Annotated in this window: 11 protein-coding genes and 1 pseudogene; 7 read left to right on the top strand and 5 right to left on the bottom strand. The window is 45.0% G+C overall.

Going from position 1 to position 25,163, the window contains the following annotated elements; genetic code table 11:
- Positions 1-9: 9 nt before the first annotated feature.
- Positions 10-1,164 (bottom strand): transposase, encoded by a 1,155-nt coding sequence (locus tag JGK11_RS24750; protein ID WP_293190622.1) that lies wholly within the window; start codon positions 1,162-1,164, stop codon positions 10-12.
- A 70-nt stretch (positions 1,165-1,234) separates the two neighbouring features.
- Between JGK11_RS24750 and tnpA the strand changes: the two are divergent.
- Positions 1,235-1,618, top strand: a pseudogene (tnpA, locus tag JGK11_RS24745) (IS200/IS605 family transposase); the annotation flags it as partial.
- Positions 1,619-1,684: 66 nt separating this feature from the next.
- Here the strand turns inward: tnpA and JGK11_RS24740 are convergent.
- Positions 1,685-11,224 (bottom strand): CHAT domain-containing protein, encoded by a 9,540-nt coding sequence (locus tag JGK11_RS24740; protein ID WP_293213231.1) that lies wholly within the window; start codon positions 11,222-11,224, stop codon positions 1,685-1,687.
- Positions 11,225-12,144: 920 nt separating this feature from the next.
- Here JGK11_RS24740 and JGK11_RS24735 point away from each other — a divergent pair.
- The 3 genes from JGK11_RS24735 to atpC all read left to right on the top strand — a co-directional run bounded on the left by JGK11_RS24735 (position 12,145) and on the right by atpC (position 15,100).
- On the top strand, positions 12,145-12,945 hold the full coding sequence (locus JGK11_RS24735; protein WP_293190619.1) for a PEP-CTERM sorting domain-containing protein: 801 nt from the start codon (positions 12,145-12,147) through the stop codon (positions 12,943-12,945).
- A gap of 126 nt (positions 12,946-13,071) precedes the next feature.
- Positions 13,072-14,529, top strand: a complete 1,458-nt coding sequence (gene atpD / locus JGK11_RS24730) for a F0F1 ATP synthase subunit beta (protein ID WP_293183033.1) — start codon at positions 13,072-13,074, stop codon at positions 14,527-14,529.
- Between the two features lie 163 nt (positions 14,530-14,692).
- On the top strand, positions 14,693-15,100 hold the full coding sequence (gene atpC / locus JGK11_RS24725) for an ATP synthase F1 subunit epsilon (RefSeq protein WP_293151311.1): 408 nt from the start codon (positions 14,693-14,695) through the stop codon (positions 15,098-15,100).
- A gap of 179 nt (positions 15,101-15,279) precedes the next feature.
- Here atpC and JGK11_RS24720 read toward each other — a convergent pair whose 3' ends face one another.
- Positions 15,280-15,579: a hypothetical protein gene (locus JGK11_RS24720; protein ID WP_293151314.1), complete on the bottom strand. Its 300-nt coding sequence runs from the start codon at positions 15,577-15,579 to the stop codon at positions 15,280-15,282.
- Between the two features lie 460 nt (positions 15,580-16,039).
- On the opposite strand from JGK11_RS24720, the gene JGK11_RS24715 reads away from it, so the two are divergent.
- The 3 genes from JGK11_RS24715 to JGK11_RS24705 all read left to right on the top strand — a co-directional run bounded on the left by JGK11_RS24715 (position 16,040) and on the right by JGK11_RS24705 (position 24,113).
- Positions 16,040-16,960 carry an aliphatic sulfonate ABC transporter substrate-binding protein gene (locus JGK11_RS24715; RefSeq protein ID WP_363319660.1) on the top strand — a complete coding sequence of 307 codons (921 nt, stop codon included), beginning with the start codon at positions 16,040-16,042 and terminating at the stop codon, positions 16,958-16,960.
- Positions 16,961-17,080: 120 nt separating this feature from the next.
- The gene (locus JGK11_RS24710; protein ID WP_293213229.1) at positions 17,081-20,356 is read left to right on the top strand and encodes a response regulator; all 3,276 of its coding nucleotides are present in this window, start codon (positions 17,081-17,083) and stop codon (positions 20,354-20,356) included.
- 358 nt (positions 20,357-20,714) lie between these two features.
- The gene (locus tag JGK11_RS24705) at positions 20,715-24,113 is read left to right on the top strand and encodes an ATP-binding protein (protein WP_293213227.1); all 3,399 of its coding nucleotides are present in this window, start codon (positions 20,715-20,717) and stop codon (positions 24,111-24,113) included.
- A gap of 446 nt (positions 24,114-24,559) precedes the next feature.
- On the opposite strand, the gene JGK11_RS24700 is transcribed toward JGK11_RS24705, so the two are convergent.
- Together JGK11_RS24700 and JGK11_RS24695 are read right to left on the bottom strand one after the other, a co-directional pair.
- Positions 24,560-24,832 (bottom strand): peptidoglycan-binding domain-containing protein, encoded by a 273-nt coding sequence (locus JGK11_RS24700; RefSeq protein ID WP_293213225.1) that lies wholly within the window; start codon positions 24,830-24,832, stop codon positions 24,560-24,562.
- A gap of 70 nt (positions 24,833-24,902) precedes the next feature.
- The gene (locus JGK11_RS24695; protein ID WP_293213223.1) at positions 24,903-25,085 is read right to left on the bottom strand and encodes a peptidoglycan-binding domain-containing protein; all 183 of its coding nucleotides are present in this window, start codon (positions 25,083-25,085) and stop codon (positions 24,903-24,905) included.
- Positions 25,086-25,163: the final 78 nt, after the last annotated feature.

Raw genomic sequence — 25,163 nt, 5'->3', positions numbered from 1 at the left:
CTTGACGCTTCATCGGGGAAAAGCTACCGAAGTAGTCTGACAGTCCCTCTGCGCCCGTTTAGAGTCGTGGCGATTCCCCATCCCGACTTTCTCAATATTCTTAGCGGCGTTTTCATCTCTATCTTGCTCAGTACCGCAATTCAAACAAAGCACTGAGCGAATAGACAAATCGATTTGCCCCCACTTAAAACCGCAGTCTGAACAAACCTGACTGGTAGGTTCCCATCGACTGATGACCTTGAACTCTCTGCCAAACTTCTCTGATTTAGCCTCGCACAAAGTTCGGAATTCATACCATCCTTGTTGGCTAATTGCTCTTGAGAGTTTGCGATTCTTTACCATGCCAGACACATTTAAATCTTCCAAAACAATCACTTGGTTTTCGTTGATTACTTTGGTTGAAAACTTGTGTAAGAAATCTTTGCGAGTATCGGCAATTTTATTGTGCAGCTTGGCGATTCTAATGCGAGTTACATTCCTTCTCTTGGAATCTTTGGGCTGACGGGCTAACTTGCGTTGCAATTTGCGAACTTTGCGGTCTAGTTTTTTATAGCTAGGGCTTTCGGCTTTCTCGCCGTTGCTCATCACCGCAAAGGTTTTGATTCCTAAATCGATTCCGATGCTGGGGTTTTTAGCCTCAGATGAAATGGGTTGAATTTCTATTACAAAGCTCAGCAAATAACGATTTGCACAATCCTTGATTACCGTGACGGAACTAGGTTCAGATGGTAACGCCCTCGACCAAATCGGATTGACAATTCCAATCTTGGCTAGATAAACTCCATCACCTTTGATTGAAAATCCTCCAACTCTAAAACGCGCCGATTGACTGCTGGTTCTTTTTTTGAACTTAGGATATCCGACTTTACGACCTTTTCTCTTTCCCTTGCAGGAGTTGAAAAAGTTCTTAAAAGCAATATCCAGGTCGGCAACTGATTGTTGCAGCGGGACGCACGACACGTCTCCCAGCCAAGCCCTTTCTTCAGTATTTTTAGCCCCAGTTATGACGATTTTTTGCAAATCTGCCGAACTTGGTTTTTTGTCTGACTGTTTGCAAAGTGCGAGCGCATCGTTCCAGACTACCCGGACGCAGCCAAACAACCGAGCTAGGCTCTGCTGTTGTTGGTCGGTTGGGTAAAATCTGTAACGAAATTTTGCTTTCACGGGTTGTGTTAAAATTGGTCTATTATTTGATTATATATTGGTCTACAGGCAATGACAACTATTTACTTACCGCCGAGAACGGCATTCTGTTACAGAACTTAAAATGCACTTGGTCTGCGTGACAAAGTACCGTCGGCCTGTATTTACGGGCGAAAGTCTTGATTTGATTGAAAAAACGTTTCGAGAGGTTGCTGAAAAAATGAATTTTCAGGTTCTGGAGTTTAATGGTGAAGGTAATCACATTCATGCGCTGATTGAGTATCCGCCTAAACTTTCTATCTCTCAAATAGTGAATGCTTTGAAAGGAGTTTCTAGCCGTCGCTACGGACAGGCTGGATACAAAAAACCTCACAAAGAAGCTTTATGGAGTCCTAGCTATTTTGCGGTTTCTGTAGGGGGCGCGCCTCTAGAAGTCTTAAAGGAATATATTAGAAATCAAGAAAAGCCGTCCTAGAAGGACGGGGCTTGTATCCCAATTTTTTGGTCAGTTAGGTAAGTTCGGAATCTTGCATATGGTAGCTTACCAAGGACTGCCGATCAGGGTGAAACTACTCCAGTAGTAAGGATGAGAAAAATCTTGGTTTCTTTGTTTGATATTAGCTGGTAAATTCAACTTCCCTCCTGTTGTCACTAACTGTTGGTTTTTAATTCCAACTTGACGAGCAATCATTGCTTGTTGAGCAAGTTGCAGGGTTTCTGCCTTAGTTGTGCCTCCTCGAAGTTGGTAGTAAAATTCGCTCATCAGTCCCAAAGTGCCTCCATCGTCAACATACCACAAACTCCCTAGGGCAGATGCAGCGCCGGATTTGACCGCTAAACCTCCAAAACCTAACTCTGATTCGCGATCGCCCAAAGCAGTTGTACAAGCACTCAATACTAACAAGTCTACCTGCGGATTGCGCCAATTTAAACTTCCCATATCATTGAGTCGCAATTTAGAATTCCAGAGTTGAATGTAGGAATTACTCGCTTTTCCTGGTTGGAATTCCGCATGGGTTGCTAGGTGAACAATCCGAAATTCTCCCTTGGCGTGTTCGGAGTTGAGTGTATCTAAGGTGAAAGCTGAATTGAGGAAAAATGGCCCCTGCAACTTACCAGAAATCATCTGCAATTCTAGGGGGACGCTGGGTAATGGCTTTTTGTCCACAAATTCCGATCGTCCCATTGCTAGCACTCTGGTGCTATTAACCGATTTGTAATTAGTGTTAGTGGCACTAAAACTCGGAATTAGGCTGAAATTGTATTTTTGAATCAAGAAGCCTTTACCGTCGTGCAAAGCGGCAAAAGGTACACTCCGCAATCCCGGATCTACTGACAGCAATAAAGTCTTAATTCCTAACCTTTCTAAGTCTTTTTCTAGAGGTGCGATCGCCCATTTATACAGTTGCTGGGCGGAGGGTAGATAACTGGTAGTATTGCGTTTGGCGGGAGTGGTGATTTCATCCCGCAACTCTTTGACAACCGGGAAAAGAGCTGCTCTGTTGGCTTCCGGAACGCTGTAGTGAATCGATCGCCCTACGGGAGGAATTAAAATTAGTTCCAGTCGATCGACTCGCGAGACTATGTAGATAATACCAGACCGCTTGCCGGTTTGCTGTTCGATATTTCTTAATGTTTCTTGGAATGTCGAAACCAAGAGTTTTTCGTCTGGGATGTTGCTTTTTATCCCCAGGTATGATTCAAATTCTTGATTCCTCAGTCCTTCGACTCCCCAGACTATTTTCTGGATGTCGTTAGTTTCAAAAAGTCGATCGGGAGACGAGACATATCCCAGCGCTAAACGAGAATTAGAGTTGGCTGCTGGCGCTGATTCGTTGCTGCTTTGTGTTGGCTGTGATTCGCCCGAGGGCAAGTTACTGATGATACTAGAATCAAGTCTTAAAATGCGATCGTTAACAACACCGGAACTGTTTAGGCGTGGAATACTCCGGGGCTGCAAGTCTTCTGTTTCGGGGGTTGAGGGTGTAGCTGCCGGTGTGGGTGTAGCTGCGGGTGCGGACGATGCTGATGCTGCTGTTCCTACTGTGCTGCCACGTGCGATCGACAATGGGTTAGAATCGATCGCAGGTACTGCTGCTTCTGTTGTTGTCGGCGAAACTGTCGAGCGATTTGTCGGCGCAATTCCTTCGGTTGTCGGCGAAACTGTCGAGCGATTTGTCGGCGCAATTCCTTCGGTTGTCGGCGAAACTGTCGATCGATTTGTCGGCGCAATTCTTGTCGGCGCAATTCCTTCGGTTGTCGGCGAAACTGTCGATCGATTTGTCGGCGCAATTCCTTCGGTTGTCGGCGAAACTGTCGATCGATTTGTCGGCGGAATGATGTCAGTTATGGGCGACGAAATTGTTGACCGATTTGTCGGCGGAATAAGACCCTCGATCTGCCCATTTGTCGGCGGAATATTTTCCGAGATTAGCCCATTTGTCGGCGGAATGATACCAGTGTTCGGCCCATTTGTCGGCGGAATGATACCAGTGTTCGGCCCATTTGTTGGCGGAATGATACCAGTGTTCGGCCCATTTGTCGGCGGAATGATACCAGTGTTCGGCCCATTTGTCGGCGGAATGATACCAGTGTTCGGCCCATTTGTCGGCGGAATGATACCAGTGTTTGGCCCATTTGTCGGCGGAATGATACCAGTGTTTGGCCCATTTGTCGGCGGAATGATACCAGTGTTCGGCCCATTTGTCGGCGGAATGATACCAGTGTTCGGCCCATTTGTCGGCGGAATGATGCCAGTGTTTGGCCCATTTGTTGGCGGAATGATGCCCGTGTTCGGCCCATTTGTCGGCGGAATGATGCCAGTGTTCGGCCCATTTGTCGGCGGAATGATACCAGTGTTTGGCCCATTTGTTGGCGGAATTACTTCAGGTGTCGGCCCATTTGTCGGCGGAATGATGCCCGTGTTTGGCCCATTTGTTGGCGGAATTACTTCAGGTGTCGGCCCATTTGTCGGCGGAATTACTTCAGGTGTCGGCCCATTTGTCGGCGGAATTACTTCAGGTGTCGGCGGGATTGGCTGCCGATTTGTTGGCGCTGGATCTTTGCCGTCGTCAGTCAACAACACAATATTACCCACAATACTAGAACGCGGAAACGACTGCGATGTAATTCTAGATTGTCCAGTTGTAATTGCACCCGCCGTACCGTTAATAGTAGTATCTCCCACGACAAACGGTTGAATCGGTGGGCCTTGATCTCCACCAGCGTGCACAATTGTAATTTTGCCACCACCGGCGCCACCCGCAGTAGAAATACTAGCAAATCCTGTCGGCGAAAGTGCGGTGGAAAAACCACCTGTAGCGCGGAAAAAATTCCCCGTCGAAATAAACACATCGCCACCAGTGCCACGCGTACCGCCTTGGGCATTAATTGACTCTACTTGAAGATCGCCGATCGGATCTAAGAACACATTGCCACCATTTCCGGCTGTACCGAAGGAGGTAATTTTTCCCGCCGTAATTGAATTTAAAGCTTTAACGGTAATGTTCCCGCCAGTATTTCCCGCTGTATTCAAATCTCTAGCATTCACTTTTCCGGTAGGGCTCGAAAGCTCGATTGTCCCTCCATTTTGCCCGTTTGAAGCAGTGACATTTCCCAACAAATTGATATTTCCGGTGCTATTTACTTGCAAGCTTTGCGCGTTAATATTCGAGTTTGCTGTAACATCCGCAGCATTGGCTGTCAGATTTCCTAGGGCTGTGGTTGCGCCCACCGATCCATTGAAAGTGATGCTGCCGCTACCTGCTGCGAGATTTAGATTCCGGGCGCCATCTATACTGTCGATCGCACCCCCAAAGCCAATATTCCCGCCAGCAGTCTTGAATACAGCATCTTTCGTCAACCCGAGAGAACCGTTAATATTGATATTGCTGTTATTAGTGGTAACATTGCCACCCAACTTAGTATTTAAGGCAGTAACATTCAAACCTGTCAGTGGTGTTGTGTTTCCGATATTTCCTTGCAGCAGCACATTGCCTTTAGTAGCATTGATGTTCAAGCGCCGATCGCCATCGATCGCACCTGCGATACTAACATTACCGACGGCACTGCTGAGAGCGACATCATTGCCGAGTTTGACATTATTGCTGTTAAGAGCAATACTGCTGTTGTCATTTCCGGTAATATTGGCGTTAAGTGCGATCGTACCAGTTCCCGTTTGAATCGTGACTGGGGCGGTAAAAGTGAGATCGTTAGGAATGGTAATATTGCCACTACCATTCAATTTCCCGATCGCGATCGAGCTAAATCCCTTTTGAATCAAATTAATTTCTGATGCCGTCAAATCTAAAGCGGGAGTAGTGTTGTCGGTGCCACCAACCACAATATTTTGTCCTGCCTTTGTCGGTTGCAACGCTAGCGAGGCCGTACCAGAAACCTTATCGGAAAAATTAATTTCACTTGCTGTTAAATTCAGCGAGTTACTTCCTGCTGCTAAAGTCGAACCGAAAGCAATAGTTGCATCTCCCGGTGTAAAACTTACAGGAGCTTTTAGTGTCACCGGGCCTTGAAAACTGATGTTATCATTAGTTGTGGCGATATTGCCGCTAACCGCAACAGTTCCCGCCCCTTTTTGACTGAATGCACCGTCTAAATTCAGGTTTTTCTCAATATTGAGATTAACCTTATTGGTAATTGTGAGCGCCCCGTCATTGGTGGTTGTGACAATTCCTTTGAGATTAACATTGTCAGCAGCAATACCGAGATTGCCAGCTACGTCAACAGTCTTGTTGAAAGTAATATCGGTGCCTGCGAGAATCGGATTGTTGGCAATTGTCACTGCATCTGCATAAGTTTGACCGCCAGTTGTCGTAACACTGCCACCTAAAGATGTTTTGCTGTTGGCAGTTAAACTTGTCAGAGGAGTTGTTTTGCCGATCGCACTTGTGAAGGTAACATTACCGCTAGCCGCCTTCACCGTCAAATCGCTGCCACCATCAACAGTATTGTTAAAAGTTAATTCGCTACCTGACAGAATCGGATTATTGGCAATCGTGACTGCATCGTTATAGGTTTGAGGGTTAGTTGTAGTGACATTTCCCTTCACTTGAGTTGTGCCACCCGCATCTGTAGTCAAACTCGCGGCCTTGACTGTTTGATTAAATGCAGTTATTCCTTGAGAGTTAGCTTTCAGATTGCCGATCGCACTTGCAGCCCCAACTGCACCGCTGAATGTAATATTGCCACTACCCGAATTCACAGTCAAATCGCCAGTGCCGTCAACATTATTATTGAAAGTCACAGCGCTGCCTGAGAGAATCGGATTGTTGGCAATTGTGACAGCATCTCCATAGGTTTGAGGGCCAGTTGTAATGACATTGCCCTTGAGTATAGTTGTACCAACCGCATTGGTAGTGACGCTGGCAGAACTGACAGTATTAAATGTGGTTGTACCTGTAGAGTTAGCTGTCAGATTGCCGATCGCACTTATAGTCCCAACTGCACCGCTAAATGTAATATTACCGCTACCCCCATTCACCGTCAAATTGCTGCTACCGTTCACAGTATCGTTGAAAGTAACGCCCGTGCCTGCGAGAATTGGATTGTTGGCAATCGTGACAGCATCTCCATAGGTTTGAGCGCCGGTGGTAGTCACATTGCCATTTAATTCAGTTTTGCCGCCAGCATTGGTAGTGAAACTGCTAGCAGTGACAGCATTAAATGTAGCCGTACCACCACTGTTGACAATAATATTTCCTAAGGGTACGGTATTACCTATAGCACCTTTCACCGCAATATTTACCGTACCTGTTTCTAAAGTGAGATTGCCACTGCCATCAATATTATCATTCAACAGAATCTTGCCACTTGCTGAATTTCCATTGCCGATCAAGACGCTATCTCCGACTAAGACATTACCCTTAATGGTGATATCTTGAGCGGCGGTGGTAATATTTCCCTTCAGGTTATTAGTAGTAGCGTTGAGAGTAACTGAAGCATCATCAGTTCCCGAAATTGCTTGAGCTTTATTTACAAAAATTGTGCCTTGAGTATTGAAAGTCACAGGATCTTTGAAAACAGCAGGCAAATTGTCTACCGTGATATTGCCTGTTGTATTATTCGTTCCGATCGCAATTCCACTAAATCCATTAGCCAAGGAGGAGAAAAATTGTTTTCCTAAATCGATCGCCTTCGGATCGTCAGCAAGTGCATCCTGGAAGCGAATTCCGACATTGGGCGAAGACGGCGCAATTGACAAAGTACCCTTACCCTGTACGGAATCTGGGCCTCCCGAAAAGCTCATGTCATTACCGCTAATGCTAATATTTCCCGTACCGGACAATCCCCTAGCATCAATGATATTGATCCGAACTAGATTGGGTGTGGCGATCGCGATATCGCCACCCGCACCGTTCGTAGAACTAGAGTTCCAAACTACTCCGGGATCTGCTAAAATGTTGCCTGTTTTACCCGTGAGGGTAATTTTTCCACCATCGCCCGCCGTGGAACTTGAGTTAAGATTACCAGGAGTAATATTGTTCGCACTCAGTGCAATCGGGCCGCCACTTCCAGTAGTAGAACTGGTATCGATCGCCCCTGTGGAACTCCTCGTAATGTTACCATTGTTGCTCGTAAGCGCGATCGCCCGTCCGGGATTCGTAATATTGCCTGTAGTAATATCGCCAGTAGTGGTAATCGCGATCGGACTGGTACTGGTAACATTCTGAGAATTGACTATTGTCAGGGAACCCAAAGGCACAGTCCCCCCAACAGCCCCGTTAAGATTAATAATACCTGTTCCCGAAGTCAAAGTTAGCTTCCCATCGCCGTCAACAGTTCCCTTAAAATTAATATCGCCTGCCTTCGTTAACCCAGTATCGAGAGTGACATTAGAACCCTGAACGAGAGACACTTTACCACCAAAGGTAATATTCTGTTCGTTGGTGACAACATTTGCATTTAAGTTAGTAGTGGGAGCATCAAAACTAATTGAAGCATTATTTACACCTTTAATGTTGCCATTGACTGCAATTGTGCCGCTAGTTGTGGCGCTAGTTTGGGGAGATCGAAATGTGACCGGAAAATCAAAAGTAACAGCACTGGGGTCAGCAATTGCGATCGTCCCACTGCCGTCCGCCCGCCCGACAATCATTTGGGAAAATCCCTTGAAAGCTGCGAGTTCAGTAGTGCTGAGATTCAAATCAGCAGAATTACCGGCAGTGCCAACAGTAATACCTAAACTCGGAGTCAGAGGTTGCAACAGAATAGTACCGTTGCCTTTGACTTGAGACGTGGGTGAAACCGTAATTGCATCACTGGTCAAAGTAACATCATTACCGGTTCCCGCCGTCAGGTTGATGTTGCTATTATTCAGGTTAATTTCATTAGTACCGCTTGGCCCATTACCAGTCAGAGCAACATTTCCCACCGTCGATTTGAGCGCTCCATTATTCAGATAAATTGCCGCCGAACCGATTGCTGCCTTACCATTCAGATCGATACTTGCCTTCGTCGATTCTACTGCTGAATTACCCTCAACAATAATGCCATAATTTGTTTTATTGATACCAGTCCCCGCACCTGTGCCAGTCATGGCGATATTTCCACTCGCCGATCGCACGTTAGAATTAGCAACAGATATCCCGCTGTTATTGTCTGTGCCCGCACCAGCCGTACCGTTGAAAGAAATACTTCCGCTTCCAGTTGATTCAACTAACGATCCATTTAGAAGTGGTACCTCTGACGACGGCAGGTTTTCCATGCGAATACCGTGGTTACCAATTCCAGTGCCACCACCTGTCCCTGCGAAACTGATGTTTCCATTGTTTGATAGCACTTTGGCGGCGTTAATCAATATCCCGGAGTTATTGTTTTTGCCCGCACCGCCGGTACCGCTGAAACTAATACTTCCAATGCCTGTTGATTGCACTAAGGCCGCGTTGTCGATCGCAATACCGTAATTACTGCTTCCACTGCTGCCACCTTTTCCAATAAGACTGATATCTCCATCGAATGATTTAACGCTGCTATTTGTCTCAATAGATATCCCTCTATTGCTGCCATTAATCCCATTGCCGCCCGTACCAGTCAGGCCAACTTTTCCCGTCCCCGTTGATTCCACCACGGCATTACTCAAAATCAGAATGCCGTTACCAGATCCGCTGCCGTTACCAATCAGTGTAATCTCACCATTGGCTGAACTTATAGTAGGCCCGCGCAAAATTATCCCGTCACTATTGAGGCTGGTACCGCTAGTGCCAGTAAGGGTAATCTTTCCCGTTCCAGTAGTTACTAAAGTAGGTGTAATGGTTCCGCCAGATACCTGAAGGCCGACGTTGATTGCCGTGTTTCCTGCACTACTACCAGTGAGGTCAATATTCCCACCACCAGCATTAATCGTACCACCATTAATATTAATCCCATTTCCATTGACAGTATTCCCGCGGCCAATACCGGTAAAATTGCCACCATTTGTATTAATCGTCGCATTGGTAATGGTGACATTACCACCGGCGAGATTGTCGGTATCAGCATTCAGGGTGATATTGCCTCCCTGAGTTGTGATATTGTTGTTAACAAATATGCTATTACTGGCATTCAGAGTCAGGGAATTTTTATTAGCCCAAGCAATCGGAGCGCTAACTGTAATATCCCCTGCACTCGCACCAAGAGATGTAGTAGAAATAGTGACATTACCTAAACCCAATTGCGTTTGCAGCGTCCCGTTATTAATTGTAGCCGTAGGCGCAGCGATACCGGGAGTAAACACTCCTCCCCCGAATGCACCGGCTGCATCCGGAGCTGTGCTAATAGTAATATTAGTAGGATCTAACAATAAGGTTCCGGCACTGCCGACAGTCGATCGCAAATCCACCAACCCAGCGAAATCCAGCGATTGTTTTCCCGATACCTCCACAAACCCGCCATTCCCAGAAAACAAGCCACCTCGGGCAGTAATATTCCCATTAAAACGAGTAGTTTCATCAGCCCAAACGATCGCTCGCCCGCCATTACCGTTGCTAATCGCATCCACATTAATTGTCGAATCTGCACTCACAAACGTCCGCACAGCATTCGGCACAGTCCCCAAACCCTGAAAATCTCCGCCAATCAGTACATTCCCGCCGCCGTTAATACCCGAAGCATCGATGTTAGCCGCGATCGCACCTACCCGATCGCCCAATATGCTAACATTACCCCCAGTATTGCCCGAGACATTGATACTGCCGCTGGCGATCGCAGTTCCCGCCACAACAGGCACAGCCAAATTCCCCGCCAGCACCACATCCCCATTGGCATTTACCGTCAAATTCGTTGCTTGTTCCTGGCCTTTTCCTGTCAGTAACTCCGGCAAAGATAACACCGGTTGCGTCCAATTATTCGGCAGCGATCCCCCAGTTGCTGTTGGTTGAACATCCAAACTCAATAAATTACCAGCTTGAGAAATCCGCACCAAATTTTGACCGGGTACAGCCGTAATCAGAACACCGCCTCCTGGCGCGTTTAGCTGGCCGGTATTCACAACCGTCCCCCCCGTCAAACTTAAACTTTGACCGGGTGCCACCGTCAAATTCCCGGCATTTACAATGCTTCCTGCTTGCGGACTGGTAAATGCGAAACTGTTCGGATTCCCGATTAAAGCTGCCCAGTTGTTATTGGCGATCGCACTAAACCACTGATTGTTCCCAAAACCGATACCTGTCGCCGCCGTGGCGTTAAAAGAACCCGGTACGTTGAGGCTGGCATTTTGTCCGAAAATTATCCCCGACGGATTCATCAAAAACAGGTTGGAATTGCCGCCTGTAACTTGAATTAAGCCGTTGATTACAGAAGGATTTCCTCCGTTAATTCTTCCTAAGATATTTTGAATGTTGGGATTGGTTAAAAAGTTTGCCGTTTGACCGGAACTGAGACCAAACTGAGTAAAACTGTGAAACAGGTTAGCCTTGTCACCGCCCAATGACCCCCCGGAAATGTCGTAGCGATTGCCGTTGGGTGTCACGACTGTATTCGTGCCGTCTGGTGCGGGGGTGATGGGTTGCGCGGAAGCCGAGCCGGCCGCTGCATTGAGGCAGCCAAGTATGAATAACCATCCGAGCAAATTTAGTTTGTTGGCTGCCATTGTGGTTAAAGATCTGTGCTAAAAGTGCGATCGTATTTATCTTTCCCTATTCTGACTCATGAAGGTTCCTCCTGTCAATAGGATTTACGGTATTTTGCCTCGAAAAAATATAGCAAATCCGCAGGAAATCTATCTATTTAATTACCATAAATAATTGGTTTAAAGCCGGAACCCTTTTAAGGATAAATTAAAAGCAGACTATTCATTACTCCAATCCTCTTCTTTCCTTTGTCAAGTGCTATCAACTGTCAACTATCAACTGTCAACTGTCAGTTGTCAACTGTCAACTGTCAACTGTCAGTTGTCAACTGTCAACTGTCAACTGTCAGTTGAACAACCTTGACGATTAGCAGTCAAAAATGCGTAAGTACCGATCGCCAGTGAAAGCAACTTGCTGCTAGTGCCAAACAACTCGCTCCAATTCCTACTCTGGACAGCGCCACAGCCGATTCCAGGGCGAGCAGCTTGCAGTCCGCTTCCAGGAGCAACTCACCCAACAGCCAAATTTTTCTGAGAAACTTTATAAGTTTGGGATGAGCTTTACCAAAATTTCACAAAAATTGACAAAAAAAATTTATATATTTTTGATGAAAGCTAATATTTGCAAGTCTTCCAGTCAATTTGAGACAGTTAGCGATACCAATAGATGTAGTAGCTTGTAAATCTATACTGAGTGAAAATCTGGCTGTGACAGATGAAAGTAGTCTGCCACTAGAGTGTCAGTGAAAACTCTTAAAACAAGCACTCATTGACTCAAAAAAACACCTAAGTGATATCAGTCCGTAGAGTCACTGCCGTAGAGTCTGTTTTGTCGGTTTGACGATCGCCCTTAATATCCGAGGGTCGCGATCGTCTATTCCTGTCTTGACAAGATAGCATTGACCAGCTTACTAACTAACAATATTGGAGGAATCAGGGTTATGACTACCTTAACGCTAGTCAAAAAAACATCTTTTACAGTCGCCAGCTTGGCAACCACAATCTTGCTCAGCATCTGCACGCCCGCCCGAGCTTTCATGTTTGGCAGCACTGGCATCCAGTTCGATCGAGATACCAATATCAACTTTACATTCGACCAATCTCACGGCGCTTACCAGTCTAGCTTGTGGGTAGCCCAAGCTCAGACAGGAGCCAATGGCTACAGCAACATCACCCGACTGTTTTACGAGTTCAAACCCTCAGATAACGGGAACGCCGATGAATGGAAAGGAACCTTCGGCAACTCCGTGGGATCGAACAACGGCTCCCCAACTCAAACCTTCACCTTTTTGCAGGATCAAGTTTATGCCCTGCTGCTCTGGAGTGACAGCGGCAGTGGCAAACAATTCGAGCAGTACGCCTCCAGCAGCACCTTCATGAACAGCCCCGAATGGTTTGCCGCCAACACCCAGTTTCGCAGAGATGACTGTGTGGTGGCCGGATGTCAGCAAGCCGTATTTGGCGAATTTGGGCTCAACCCCCGCTCCCCCGACTCATTTACAAGTATCAACGGCGGTAAAGGCCCAGAACAATATTCATCGCTCACAATGGCCCAACTGGCTCAGGGAAGCAAAATCTCCTTCGACGATGCCGGAGGAGGAAACGATCGCGACTTCCAAGACTTCACCGTCTCCGCCGAGCTAGCACCCGAGCCTGTGACAGTGTTCGGCACCATGCTGGGGATCGGGGCTTTGGCGGCGGCTCGCGGCAAAAAAAAGCGACAGCAGCAACCAAAAAAATGACTCTTAAGCATCCCCATACAAATCTAAATAGTGAGTCTGTTCAGTGGTACTCTGAGAAATAGCATTTCTAAATGTTAAGACTTTTTCCACAACGGGAAAAATAGAATCCTAACAAAGGCACTATTCATGGTATCCACCGCAACAAAAACGAACGTAGGCTACATCACCCAAATCATCGGGCCAGTTGTAGACGTAAAATTCCCAGGCGGCAAACTGCCCCAAATCTATAACGCTATTACGATCGCCGGCAAAAACGAAGCAGGTCAAGACATTTCTGTTACCTGCGAAGTTCAGCAACTCCTCGGAGACAGCCAAGTGCGTGCAGTTTCCATGAGTACCACCGACGGCTTAATGCGCGGTATGGAAGTATTAGATACCGGGGAAGCGATCCAAGTTCCCGTCGGAATCCCGACTCTCGGCCGTATTTTTAACGTCATCGGCGAACCCGTAGACAACCTCGGCCCGGTCAATACTTCCGAAAGTATGCCCATCCACCGCCAGCCGCCGGCTTTCACCGAACTAGAAACCAAGCCTTCGGTGTTTGAAACAGGGATCAAGGTCATCGACCTCCTGGCTCCCTACCGTCGCGGTGGCAAAATCGGTTTGTTCGGCGGCGCAGGCGTCGGCAAAACCGTGATCATGATGGAACTCGTGAACAACATCGCCAAGGCTCACGGCGGCGTGTCCGTGTTTGGCGGTGTGGGCGAGCGCACCCGTGAAGGTAATGACCTTTACAAAGAAATGATCGAGTCTGGGGTTATTGACGAAAAAGACCGCAGCAAATCGAAAATTGCCCTAGTATACGGTCAAATGAACGAGCCACCAGGTGCTCGGATGCGCGTGGGCCTGTCGGCTCTAGCGATGGCCGAATACTTCCGCGATGTCAGCAAGCAAGACGTACTCTTGTTCATTGACAACATCTTCCGGTTCGTACAAGCGGGATCTGAGGTATCGGCTTTGTTGGGTCGGATGCCTTCGGCTGTGGGATATCAGCCGACTCTCGGTACAGACATGGGCGACTTGCAAGAACGGATTACTTCGACTACCGAAGGTTCGATTACTTCGGTTCAAGCTGTGTACGTACCTGCGGATGACTTCACTGATCCAGCGCCGGCTACGACTTTTGCTCACTTAGACGCTACAACTTTGTTGTCTCGCGGTTTGGCTGCGAAGGGTATTTATCCGGCTGTTGATCCCCTGGAATCTACCTCCACAATGTTGCAAATTAGCATTGTAGGCGAAGAACACTATGGTGTTGCGCGTCAGGTGCAGTCTATTTTGCAACGCTACAAGGAATTGCAAGATATTATTGCGATTTTGGGTTTGGACGAGCTGTCGGAAGATGACCGCTTGACTGTTTCTCGCGCTCGCAAAATTGAACGCTTCTTGTCTCAACCGTTCTTTGTAGCAGAAGTGTTCACCGGTTCCCCCGGTAAGTACGTCAAGTTGGCTGATACCATTAAGGGCTTCCAAATGATTTTGGGTGGCGAACTTGATGAGTTACCTGAACAAGCTTTCTATTTGGTTGGCGATATCAACGAAGCGATCGCCAAAGCTGAAAAAATGAAGGCTGACGCTAAGTAGAAAGTAGGGAATGGGTAATGGGTAATGGGTAATTGGTAATTGGTAATTGGTTATTGGTTATTGAAACTAACAAATAACCAATTACCTGTTTGGCCAATGCCCAATGCCCAATGCCCAATGCCCAATTCCCAATGCCCAATTCCCAATTCCCAATTCACTATTTATGACATTAACTGTGCGCGTAGTGGCCCCAGACAAAACTGTTTGGGATTCTAATGCTGAAGAAGTAATTCTGCCAAGCACGACAGGCCAATTGGGTATCTTGACCGGTCACGCTCCGATGTTGACTGCTTTGGATACCGGAGTGATGCGCGTCCGTCCTGGTAAGGAATGGGTGTCTATTGCTCTGATGGGCGGCTTTGCAGAAATCCAAGAAAACCAAGTAACTATCCTTGTCAACGGCGCTGAGAAAGGCGAAACGATTGATAAAGAAGCTGCTCGTACTGCTTACACCGAAGCAGAAGCTCGTTTGGAAAGCTCTGCTAGTGGCACTTTGCAAGAGCAAATTCAAGCTAAGCAAGCAATCAAACGCGCGAGAGCTCGTTTTCAAGCGGCCGGCGGCACGATTTAGATAAGACGTACGGTTGAAACCGCGCCTACAAAAACAAAGTCCGCCTCCGCGGACTGAAGAAAATAACGTAATGTTAACCGCCAGTTCTTCAACCCGCACTAGAAGGGTTTTGTTTGTATAGACGCGGTTTCAACCGCCCGGTGTTCTTGTATAGACGGCGGTTGAAACCGCCCGGTCTTCTAAACTCCGGCTTCGGACAAGAGAAATTGCATTGTTTCCCAAGATAGCCCTTGCTCGATATAGCGGGGGTTATTTGGATTGTAGGGACTATAGAGCCGATCGACACTAACAATCTTTGCTGTCTCCGGCAAAACTGGCACTTCTGGATCGCTCGCGGTCGATCGCACCAGGGAGCTAGAAAACCCTTTAAAAATAGCAATTTCGTCGAATTCGCCGTCTATTTCGGCCTTCACGATTAACACTTCGTGCGATCGGGCGATCGTGTATTGTTCCAAACGGCGAGCAATAGAGTCAGCCATAGCAAATCTCACATTCCTGAAATCTGCTATAATATAGCTTAATTTGGTCGCTAATTTCAGAGACAGCCAGCCAAAATTTTATATTTAATTCTACCTTTTTTAACACCCGGAAATCAGCGGACATAATATAAGTCAATACGCTTGGGTTAGCGAAGTATGTCATTGCGAGCTCTTAGCGAAGCAATCGCAAAGACTATGGTGCTTCTCAATGAATTTATCTGCGCGCAAAGCAATTAGATTGTTAACTGAACCGTATTGTAATATAAGTATTGTCAAAAACATCTGGAAAATATTACTCCTGCACAACCTACTTCGACGATATTTTATGAGCCACAAAAAGCCGAGGTTTCAATTATCGTTTTTGATTCAAAATATTAAACAGCATTTGGCTTGGAAATATTCGCTGCTATTTATACTATTTTTTTGCTTGAGTTTAACTGTAGCAAGTTGCAACTCCGATCTGATAAATAGCTTTACAGCAAAAAAAACAAACTCATTCTCAAACTTAACAAAAATAGTAAGAATCGGCCATCAGCCTTTCGGATCCCTGTTTTATCTCAAAGCTAAAGGATCTTTGGAAACCCGTTTAGCAAAAATGGGATGGTCTGTAGAATGGACGGAATTTGTCACAGGGCCACCAATTTTAAAAGCAATAGGACAAGGAAAAATCGATCTGGGTTATGCAGGAGTTACGCCGCCAATTTTTGCCCAATCAGAGGGCATACCTTTCGTTTATATTGCTAATGATTCAGCTTTACCTGGCAGCATTGGCATCATAGTTCCTGAAAATTCTCCTATTCGGACTCTCGCAGATCTTAAAGGCAAGAAAATAGCAGCCACTCGGAAAACATCAGCTCACTATTTGTTAATTCGGGCGTTAACTCAAGGCGGATTGAAGTTAAAAAATGCCGAATTAGTCGATTTGTCTCCGCCAAAAGCTCAGGAAGCATTTCTGAGAGGCGAAGTTGATGCTTGGGCGGTTTGGCAGCCGTTTTTAGCTAAGTTACAGGAAACCATGCCTGCTCATTTCCTGACTGATAGCGAGCAACTGATCAATGACAGAAACTTCTATTTGGCAAGTCGCTCTTTTGCTAGCGACTTTCCCGATATTGTTAAAACAGTCATGGGAGAAACGCGACAGATGGCTAATTGGATAACTAAAAATCCCGAGCGAGCAGTAGACTTTATTACCGCTCGAACCGGAATGAAAAAAACCACAGCTAGAAGTTTAACTAAAAGCCGTACCTACGATTTGTTACCAATTCAAGATAGGGCAGTTGAAGAACAACAACGCATTGCTGAAATTTTCTTTAGGTTGGGACTCCTGCCGGATCGAATTTGGATTGAAGATCGGATCTGGAAACAAAAATTAGATTTATAAAACCACAAGTTAGCCAAAGGTAACGATAAATTAAAGGTGGCGATTGTAGCAGCGCTACGAAAAATGAAATTAGGTGTATCCTAGAGAAAGAGAGTTAAAACTGTTAAGTAGCAGAATCAAATGTCCTCAATTGCCAATCAACTGCGTTATGGTTTTGTCTCGATTGTTGTGGCAAGCGTATTGATGGCAGGGAGTACGTTAGCTTACCTCAGCTTTCGGGGACAAATAGAACAGACAAAACAGCTTCAGTACGAGCGATCGCAAGCTGCGGCCGCCCAAATTAGGGCTTATCTGGATAACTTGCAGCGCCAACTCAATTATTTGTCAGAATTGCGTGGCTTAACAGAATTCAATGCTGAAACTCAGCGCAGCATTCTTGAAGGATTAATCAATAGCAACAGCGCCTACGAAGTGGTAGGAATTTTAAACAGTAAAGGTCAAGTCGTACAAGTAATGTCGCCTTACGAATCATACTCTACATCTAGCTTGAGTTTGGCAGGTATTTCGGGAGATTCGCCTCTATTTTGGGAGACATTTCGACAGGCTCAAAATTATGTGAGTTCAGTAGATGTCGATATGAAGACAACGGTTAATGTTGTTAATTTAGCCGTGCCTATTCGCGACAGTAAAAATAAAATTGCTGGAGTATTATTTGCCAGAGTAAGTCTAAACTTTTTAATTCAAATTGCAGCCCGATCGCAAGTTGGAAAAACTGGATACAGCTATGTTATCGACAACCGCTCGGTGCTGATTTCGGAAACAGGAAACAAGGTTAATCCGTATTTACTCCCAGATTTGAAAGGGCGATCGTTTGTGGGAGAGTTATCGAAATTAGCTTTAGCTTCGGGAATGCAATCTCCGCTGGTTTATCGAGGCTGGCACGGGGAAGAAGTCATGGGAACGGGTGCGATCGTCCGTCGGGTACAGTGGATGGTGGTTGTAGAGCTACCTACAGCCGAAGCTTACGCTCCTGTGCGATCGCTCATCTACGTCATGGGTGCAGTTACCACCGTCAGCGCCCTCGCCGCCGTGGGCTTGGGAGTCGCTTTTGCGCGATCGCTCACAAATCCTTTAAAATCTCTAACATCCGCAGCTACTCAAATGACTAGCGGCATATTGGAAACTCGGGTAAATATTGCCTCATCTAACGAACTAGGAAAATTAGCTAATGCCTTCAACAGCATGGCCGGTCAATTGGAAGTATCTTTCACAAAATTAGAGCATCAAAATGCTCAATTGCAGCGACTTGACAAACTCAAAGACGAATTTTTAGCCAATACTTCTCACGAACTCCGCACCCCACTAAACGGCATTATCGGTTTAACAGAATCTTTGATCGATGGTGCTACAGGACAATTACCAGCACTGACTATTTCCAATCTAGAAATTATTGCATCTAGTGGCAGAAGACTGTCAAATCTCATCAACGACATTCTCGATTTCTCCAAGCTGAGACACAAAAATATTGAACTGCAAATCAAGCCCGTCGGCATTCGAGAAATTGTCGATATCGTAGTAACTCTTTCTCAACCTCTAATTGGCACAAAAAACTTGCAGTTGATTAATTCAGTCACTCCCGACATTCCCCTGGTGGATGCCGACGAAAATCGGGTGCAACAAATTCTTTACAACTTGATCGGCAATGCGATTAAATTTACCGACAATGGTACTGTAGAAATTTCGGCGAATGCGATCGGCTTGGAATCGCCGCAGTTGGCAAAAAAAGAAAGTTCAGTAACGAGCCAGCTTCTATCTTTAATTGTCAGGTCAAAACTGCAAATTACCGTATCCGATACGGGAATTGGCATTGCTGAAGATAAGTTAGAACGAATTTTTGAATCCTTTGAACAAGCAGACGGCTCCACTGCTAGAGAACACGGAGGAACTGGTTTAGGTTTGGCAGTTACAAAGCAGTTAGTCGAGCTGCACGGTGGCGAAATTCAAGTATCTTCAGAACTCGGTGTTGGTTCCCAGTTTACCTTTAGTTTGCCAATTTCTAAAAATCAATATCTCGATGACAAGCAGTTGCCAGCAACTGCTCGACATTCTTTAGTTTCGAGAACAGAAGAGCGCAAGTTGATAATTAATGAAGCTGCTCCACCAAATTTTAACAATAACAGTTCGAGTGCGATTAAATGTTCTTTGAAAAACAACAAAGTAAAAATTTTGATTGTAGATGACGAACCTGTAAATATTCAGGTATTAACTAACAATCTACTTCTTGAAAATTATACAATCGCCGAAGCTAGCAGCGGTAGAGAAGCTTTAGCTCTTATCGAGAGAGGCTACAAACCCGATCTAATATTGCTAGATATCATGATGCCACGGATGACTGGTTACGAAGTTTGCGATAAAGTCAGGGAGAAATTCACGGCTAGCGAATTGCCAATCGTCATGCTAACCGCGAAAAATCAAGTATCTGACTTAGTGCAAGGTTTCAATGCAGGAGCCAATGATTTTTTAACTAAACCTTTTCTCAAAAATGAATTGCTAGCTCGAATCAAAACTCACATCCGTCTCACAAAAATAAATGCAGCTTATGGTAGATTTGTGCCCCACGACTTTCTGCGATTTTTGGGACACGAAAGTATTGTTGATGTTCAACTAGGCGATCAAATCCAGAAAGAAATGACAGTTTTATTTTCTGATATTCGCTCCTTTACAACTATCTCCGAAGCTATGACTCCCCAAGAAAATTTTAATTTTCTCAACAGCTACCTCAGTCGAGTCAGTCCGGTAATTCGCGATCACAAAGGTTTCATTGATAAATATATTGGCGATGCGATTATGGCACTATTTCCTGAGTCGGCAGATGATGCTGTTCGCGCGGCAGTGGAAATGCAAAAACAAGTTATTCTTTTCAACGATCGCCGACAAACAAGGGATTACGCACCAATTACGATCGGTATTGGTTTGCACGCGGGCACTTTAATGCTGGGTACGATTGGCGAAGAAGAACGGATGGAGAGTACCGTGATTGCTGATGCGGTGAATCTCGCGTCTCGTTTGGAAGGATTGACTAAGGTTTACGGCTCTGGAATTCTCGTTACTGAATCAATTTTAGAGCGTTTGGGCGATCGATCGCAATATCTGTGCCGATTTGTCGATCGAGTCACCGTAAAAGGGAAAACATCTGCCGTGTCGGTGTTTGAAATTTATGATGCAGAAACAGAACAAAGCATTCAGCTAAAACAGGAAACTGCTGCTGTATTTCAACAAGGTATACAGCTTTATGTCGAGCAAAATTTTCCTAAAGCGCAAAAAATCTTTAAGAATATTTGCGAAACAAATCCTCAAGATAAGTTGGCAGCAATCTACTACCAGCGCTCTCTGAAACATCAAATGTATGGAGTTCCAGAAGGATGGTCGGGGATAGAATGTTTGGATGAAAAGTAGTAAAAGTAGCATCAATCTGAAGTCAGAAATTTTCAGGTCTTCATCGATTTTTCTGGAGCTAGTCTCAGTCATAATATATTCATACCGAAGCCTGAAGACCCAAAATGGGGAATTTCCCCGAAAATCCGCTGTAGAGTTCGCTAGGTTTGACTTCATAATCGAATATAATGCGTAAAGCTATGCGAAAAAAAACCTGGTTTCTATAAAAAATCTCAGGTTTGACAGCGATTCAGGAAACAACCTAGAATCAGGCTGTTATTGTGTAACTTTTGTTCAACTACAACAAGGTTTACAATACTTAACAGTGGTGTAGCTTCCCTCCGAGTATAAACCGTGTCTTTTAATCTAAATTAATGTTATGTCAACTTTTTCTCTCAATCGCTTAGCTGCCAAACTTTCAGGAAAAACGACGCTGCAAACTGTACTCATAGTTCCGTTTGTCTTGCAAGTATTTGCGGCAGTGGGAATTGTGGGATATTTATCATTTAAGAACTCTCAAAAAGCCGTGAACGATCTTGCAGATCAGTTAATGGGGGAAGTGAGCAATCGCATTGAGCAAAATTTGATAACTTATTTGCAAACTCCGCACCAGATCAATCAAAGCAAGCTGGATGCACTGAAGTTGGGTTTTGTGAACATCAAAGACTTGCCAGCTTGGGAAAAGTATCTGTGGCGGCAAGTGCAATTATATCCTTATATCAATTTTACGTCGTTCGCCAATCGCAATGGAGAATACCGCACTGGCGAAAAGATGTCGAATGGGACTTTGTTGATTAACGCCTCCGGCCCGTCTACCAAATTTAATTTTTATTCCTACAATACTAATGATAGTGGCGATCGCACAAAAATAGCAGCCACCATCAAAAACTTCGACATCCGACAGAACCCTTTATACAAAGATGCCTCTGTAGCAGGCAAAACCACTTGGAGTTCAGTGGATGTCTCCTCGCTAGAACCCACACTGCTCCTCAGCGCGCTGCAACCAGTTTACAACAACCAGAAACAGCTAGACGGAGTATTAATTACTGCTTTACGTCTGGACAGTATCAGTGAATTTTTAAACAGCCTCAAAATAGGCAAATCCGGTCAAACTTTTATTATCGAAAGAAAGGGAACGCTGCTGGCAACTTCCACCCCAGAAAAACCTTTCCGCAACAAAAACGGTAAAAAACAACAGTTTCAAGTCAAAGAAAGCAGCGATATCGTAACCCAGAGTACAGCTAAATACTTAGAAAGTCACTTTCAAGACTTGCAGCAAATTACCGAATCGAAACTAATCCATTTTGAAATCAATGGGAAGCAGCAATTTTTAAAAGTTATGCCATTCCAAGATGGCAAAGGTTTAGATTGGCTCATTGTCGTCGTCGTTCCAGAAGCCGATTTTATGGAACAAATAAATGCCGGCAATAGAACTACAATCTTGCTATGTCTGGCAGCTTTGGCTGTAGCTACTGCGATCGGAATTTGCACTTCTCGCTGGATTACCAAACCAATTTTAAAATTAAAAGATGCAGCAATAGATTTGTCTCAAGGACAATTTGACAGAACTGTCAAGCTCGATCGTTCCGACGAGTTGGGCGTGCTTGCTACCGCTTTTAACAGCATGGCAGCACAACTGCAAACATCTTTTAGTGCCTTAGAAACTAAAAATACCCAATTGCAGCAACTGGACAAACTGAAAGACGAATTCTTAGCCAATACTTCCCACGAACTCCGCACTCCCCTCAACGGCATTATTGGGATTGCAGAATCTTTGATAGACGGTGCTACCGGAAAACTGCCAGAAACGACCAATTTCAACTTAGCTTTGATTGCATCGTCAGGAAAAAGATTGGCTTCTTTAATAAACGATATCCTCGACTTTTCTCAGCTCAAACACAAAAGTCTTGAACTGCAAACTAAGTCAGTCAACCTCCGAGAAATCGTCTTTGTGATTCTCAAATTATGTCAGCCATTGGTAGGCACAAAAAAATTGCAATTGATTAACTCAGTTGCTCCGGAATTGCCACCAATAGCAGCCGACGAGAATCGTTTGGAGCAAATACTTTATAACTTAATCGGCAACGCGATTAAATTCACTGAAAGCGGCACAGTTGAGATTTCAGCAGCATTGATAACGAGCCCTGAAGAATCATCACCTAATCCCCAATTGGCGATTACTGTATCCGACACAGGCATTGGCATCCCCGAAAATAAATTAGAGCAAATTTTTGAATCATTTGAACAAGCTGACGGTTCCACTGCTAGAGAATATGGTGGGACGGGTTTAGGGTTAACTGTTGCCAAGAAATTAGTGGAATTACACGGCGGTAAAATCTCGGTATCTTCAAGTGTAGGCGTAGGTTCCCAATTTATTTTTACTTTACCAGTCTCAGAGAGTCAGCCGGAAATTAACAGCAAACAGCCTGGTTTAACCGAGGGCGAGGAGATTTTGCTTGCTCCTGAATTAGACTCCGAATCATCTCTAGTAAATTCTACTATCTTAACCAAAAGGGACTTGATAGAAGAAGGTGAAAAAGTAAAAGTTTTAGTGGTCGATGATGAACCAATTAACATTCAGGTCATTATCAATAATCTCGCTCTGGAAAACTATGCGATCGCTCAAGCGATCAACGGCAGAGAAGCTTTAAATCTGATTGAATCAGGATTTAAGCCAGACTTGATTTTACTCGACGTAATGATGCCGCAGATGACTGGTTATGAAGTCTGTCGAGCAGTTCGCCAACAATACTCACCTTTAGAAATACCAATTCTGATGGTGACGGCCAAAAATCAAACGAGTGACTTGGTAGAAGCTTTTAACTCAGAAGCGAATGATTATATAACTAAACCTTTTATCAAAAAGGAATTGTTAGCCAGAATCAAGACGCAAATTAGTATGGCAAAACTGAATGCAGCTTACGGCAAGTTTGTGCCGCATGATTTTTTAGATTTGCTTGAAAGACCGAGTATTATTGAAGTCAAATTAGGCGACAATCAGGAAAAGAATATGACTGTACTTTTTGCTGATATTCGCTCTTTTACGGTACTTTCAGAACAGATGACACCAGCCGAAAACTTTGCATTTATTAATAGTTACTTGGGAAGGGTGAGTCCTGCAATCAGGGAAAACAACGGGTTTATCAACAAATATATTGGCGATGCAGTCATGGCTTTGTTTCCGACATCTCCATCAGATGGTGTGCGAGCAGCAATTGATATGCAAAAAGAATTGAGTATCTACAACGAGCAGCGAGAACAAAACGGCTTGTTGCCGATCGCGATCGGTATTGGTTTGCACGCGGGCAATTTGATGTTAGGTACAATTGGCGAGCGAGAACGGATGGAAAGTACCGTGATTTCTGATGCGGTGAATCTCGCCTCTCGTTTGGAAGGATTGACTAAGGTTTACGGCTCGGGAATTCTCGTTAGCGGTGAAATTATCGATCGCCTGGACGATTCAGAAACATACAACTACAGATTTGTCGATCGAGTAACGGTGAAAGGAAAGACAACTGCTGTGTCGGTATTTGAAATTTATGATGCAGAAACAGAACAAAGCATTCTCCTCAAACAGCAAACTGCGGAGATTTTTCAAGAAGCTCTCAATTTTTACTACCAGAAAAAATTTGTTGCTGCTCAAAAAGTATTTGAGAATATTTTAGAAATCAATCCTGAGGATCTGGTAGCAACGCTATATTTCAAGCGCTCTCGCAAGTATCGAATGTATGGAGTACCCGAGGGGTGGTCTGGGGTGGAAGACGGGGCGGAAAAGTAGGCAGCTTTTCTAAGGAAGGAGAATTAAATAACTTACAATTTTTATTGTTCTTGTGGGATGGGCGTCCCGCCCGTCTTTTCTGGATGGGCGGGACGCCCATCCCACAAATATGTGTAAATTATTTAATTCGCGCTCCTAAGGAAGAGGGTTCGCTTCGGCTTTGCTCTTCTGGTAAAAACAGGGATTCGGGAAGAAGACTTTAGTTGGGAGCATCTCAGTTTTGCAAGAAGCATTTTTTAAAGAGCGGACTGAAGTCCGTACTACGATCCTTTTTTGAGCGGGGACAGCACTATAATAAAAAATGCTTTTTTCAAAAATGAGATGCTCCCGAATCGATCGCATTGGTGTCAGCATTTAAAAACGTTCTCAGCATCGGGCGCGGTTGCTATAAAAGATAGGGCGCGCACGGCACGCCCTACTCTGTTTAAAATATGGTAGTACAAACTTTAAAATATAGTTGTACAAACGCCCAATTTATTCCAAGTTTTCGGGCCGACAATGCCATCAGCAGCGATTTTTTGTTGCTGTTGAAAACTGATGACTGCTTGTTGGGTTTTCGCGCCGAACGATCCATCAGTATTTAGGGAAGCTCCACTGACATTTAAAACTCGTTGGAGGTAGCGGACATCCTCATTTTGGGTGACAGCATCGTTGCGTTGGAGTAGGGGAAAATAACGGCAGGAAGGTAATTCAAGGCGAGTTGCGTTTGTGGTTTGCATGGTTGGATTCTCCATTTATTGTTTGCAAGTTGCGATCGACAAAGAAGTGCGGGCAAATGTTGGCAGTGATTTAACAAGGAGGTTCGCTAACGCAAGCGCCTAATTTCGTCCAAGTTTGCTGGCCAACAATGCCATCAACAGTAATCTTATTTTTCTTTTGAAAATTGATGACTGCTTGTTCGGTTTTGGCACCGAAGAATCCATCAGTTGCTACGGGATATCCTTTTTTAACTAGGGCTTGCTGAAAAATCAATCACATATTGCGTGGCATAGGTTTAGATGGCGCGAGGGAGAAAAAAGTGCAAGATAAACAGGTAATATAGATCAAAAC

Origin of the sequence: Microcoleus sp. PH2017_34_RAT_O_A (assembly GCF_020737885.1) — a bacterium.
In the GTDB taxonomy this organism is placed as follows: domain Bacteria; phylum Cyanobacteriota; class Cyanobacteriia; order Cyanobacteriales; family Microcoleaceae; genus Microcoleus.
The sequence above is the reverse complement of the archived record's forward strand: the minus strand, read 5'-3'. Positions and strand labels throughout refer to the sequence as shown.

Bases quoted from the DNA above. Each gene is read 5' to 3' on its own strand.
- JGK11_RS24740 (WP_293213231.1), bottom strand. From the start codon at position 11,224: ATGGCAGCCAACAAACTAAATTTGCTCGGATGGTTATTCATACTTGGC.
- JGK11_RS24735 (WP_293190619.1), top strand. From the start codon at position 12,145: ATGACTACCTTAACGCTAGTCAAAAAAACATCTTTTACAGTCGCCAGC.
- atpD (WP_293183033.1), top strand. From the start codon at position 13,072: ATGGTATCCACCGCAACAAAAACGAACGTAGGCTACATCACCCAAATC.
- atpC (WP_293151311.1), top strand. From the start codon at position 14,693: ATGACATTAACTGTGCGCGTAGTGGCCCCAGACAAAACTGTTTGGGAT.
- JGK11_RS24720 (WP_293151314.1), bottom strand. From the start codon at position 15,579: ATGGCTGACTCTATTGCTCGCCGTTTGGAACAATACACGATCGCCCGA.
- JGK11_RS24710 (WP_293213229.1), top strand. From the start codon at position 17,081: ATGTCCTCAATTGCCAATCAACTGCGTTATGGTTTTGTCTCGATTGTT.
- JGK11_RS24705 (WP_293213227.1), top strand. From the start codon at position 20,715: ATGTCAACTTTTTCTCTCAATCGCTTAGCTGCCAAACTTTCAGGAAAA.
- JGK11_RS24700 (WP_293213225.1), bottom strand. From the start codon at position 24,832: ATGCAAACCACAAACGCAACTCGCCTTGAATTACCTTCCTGCCGTTAT.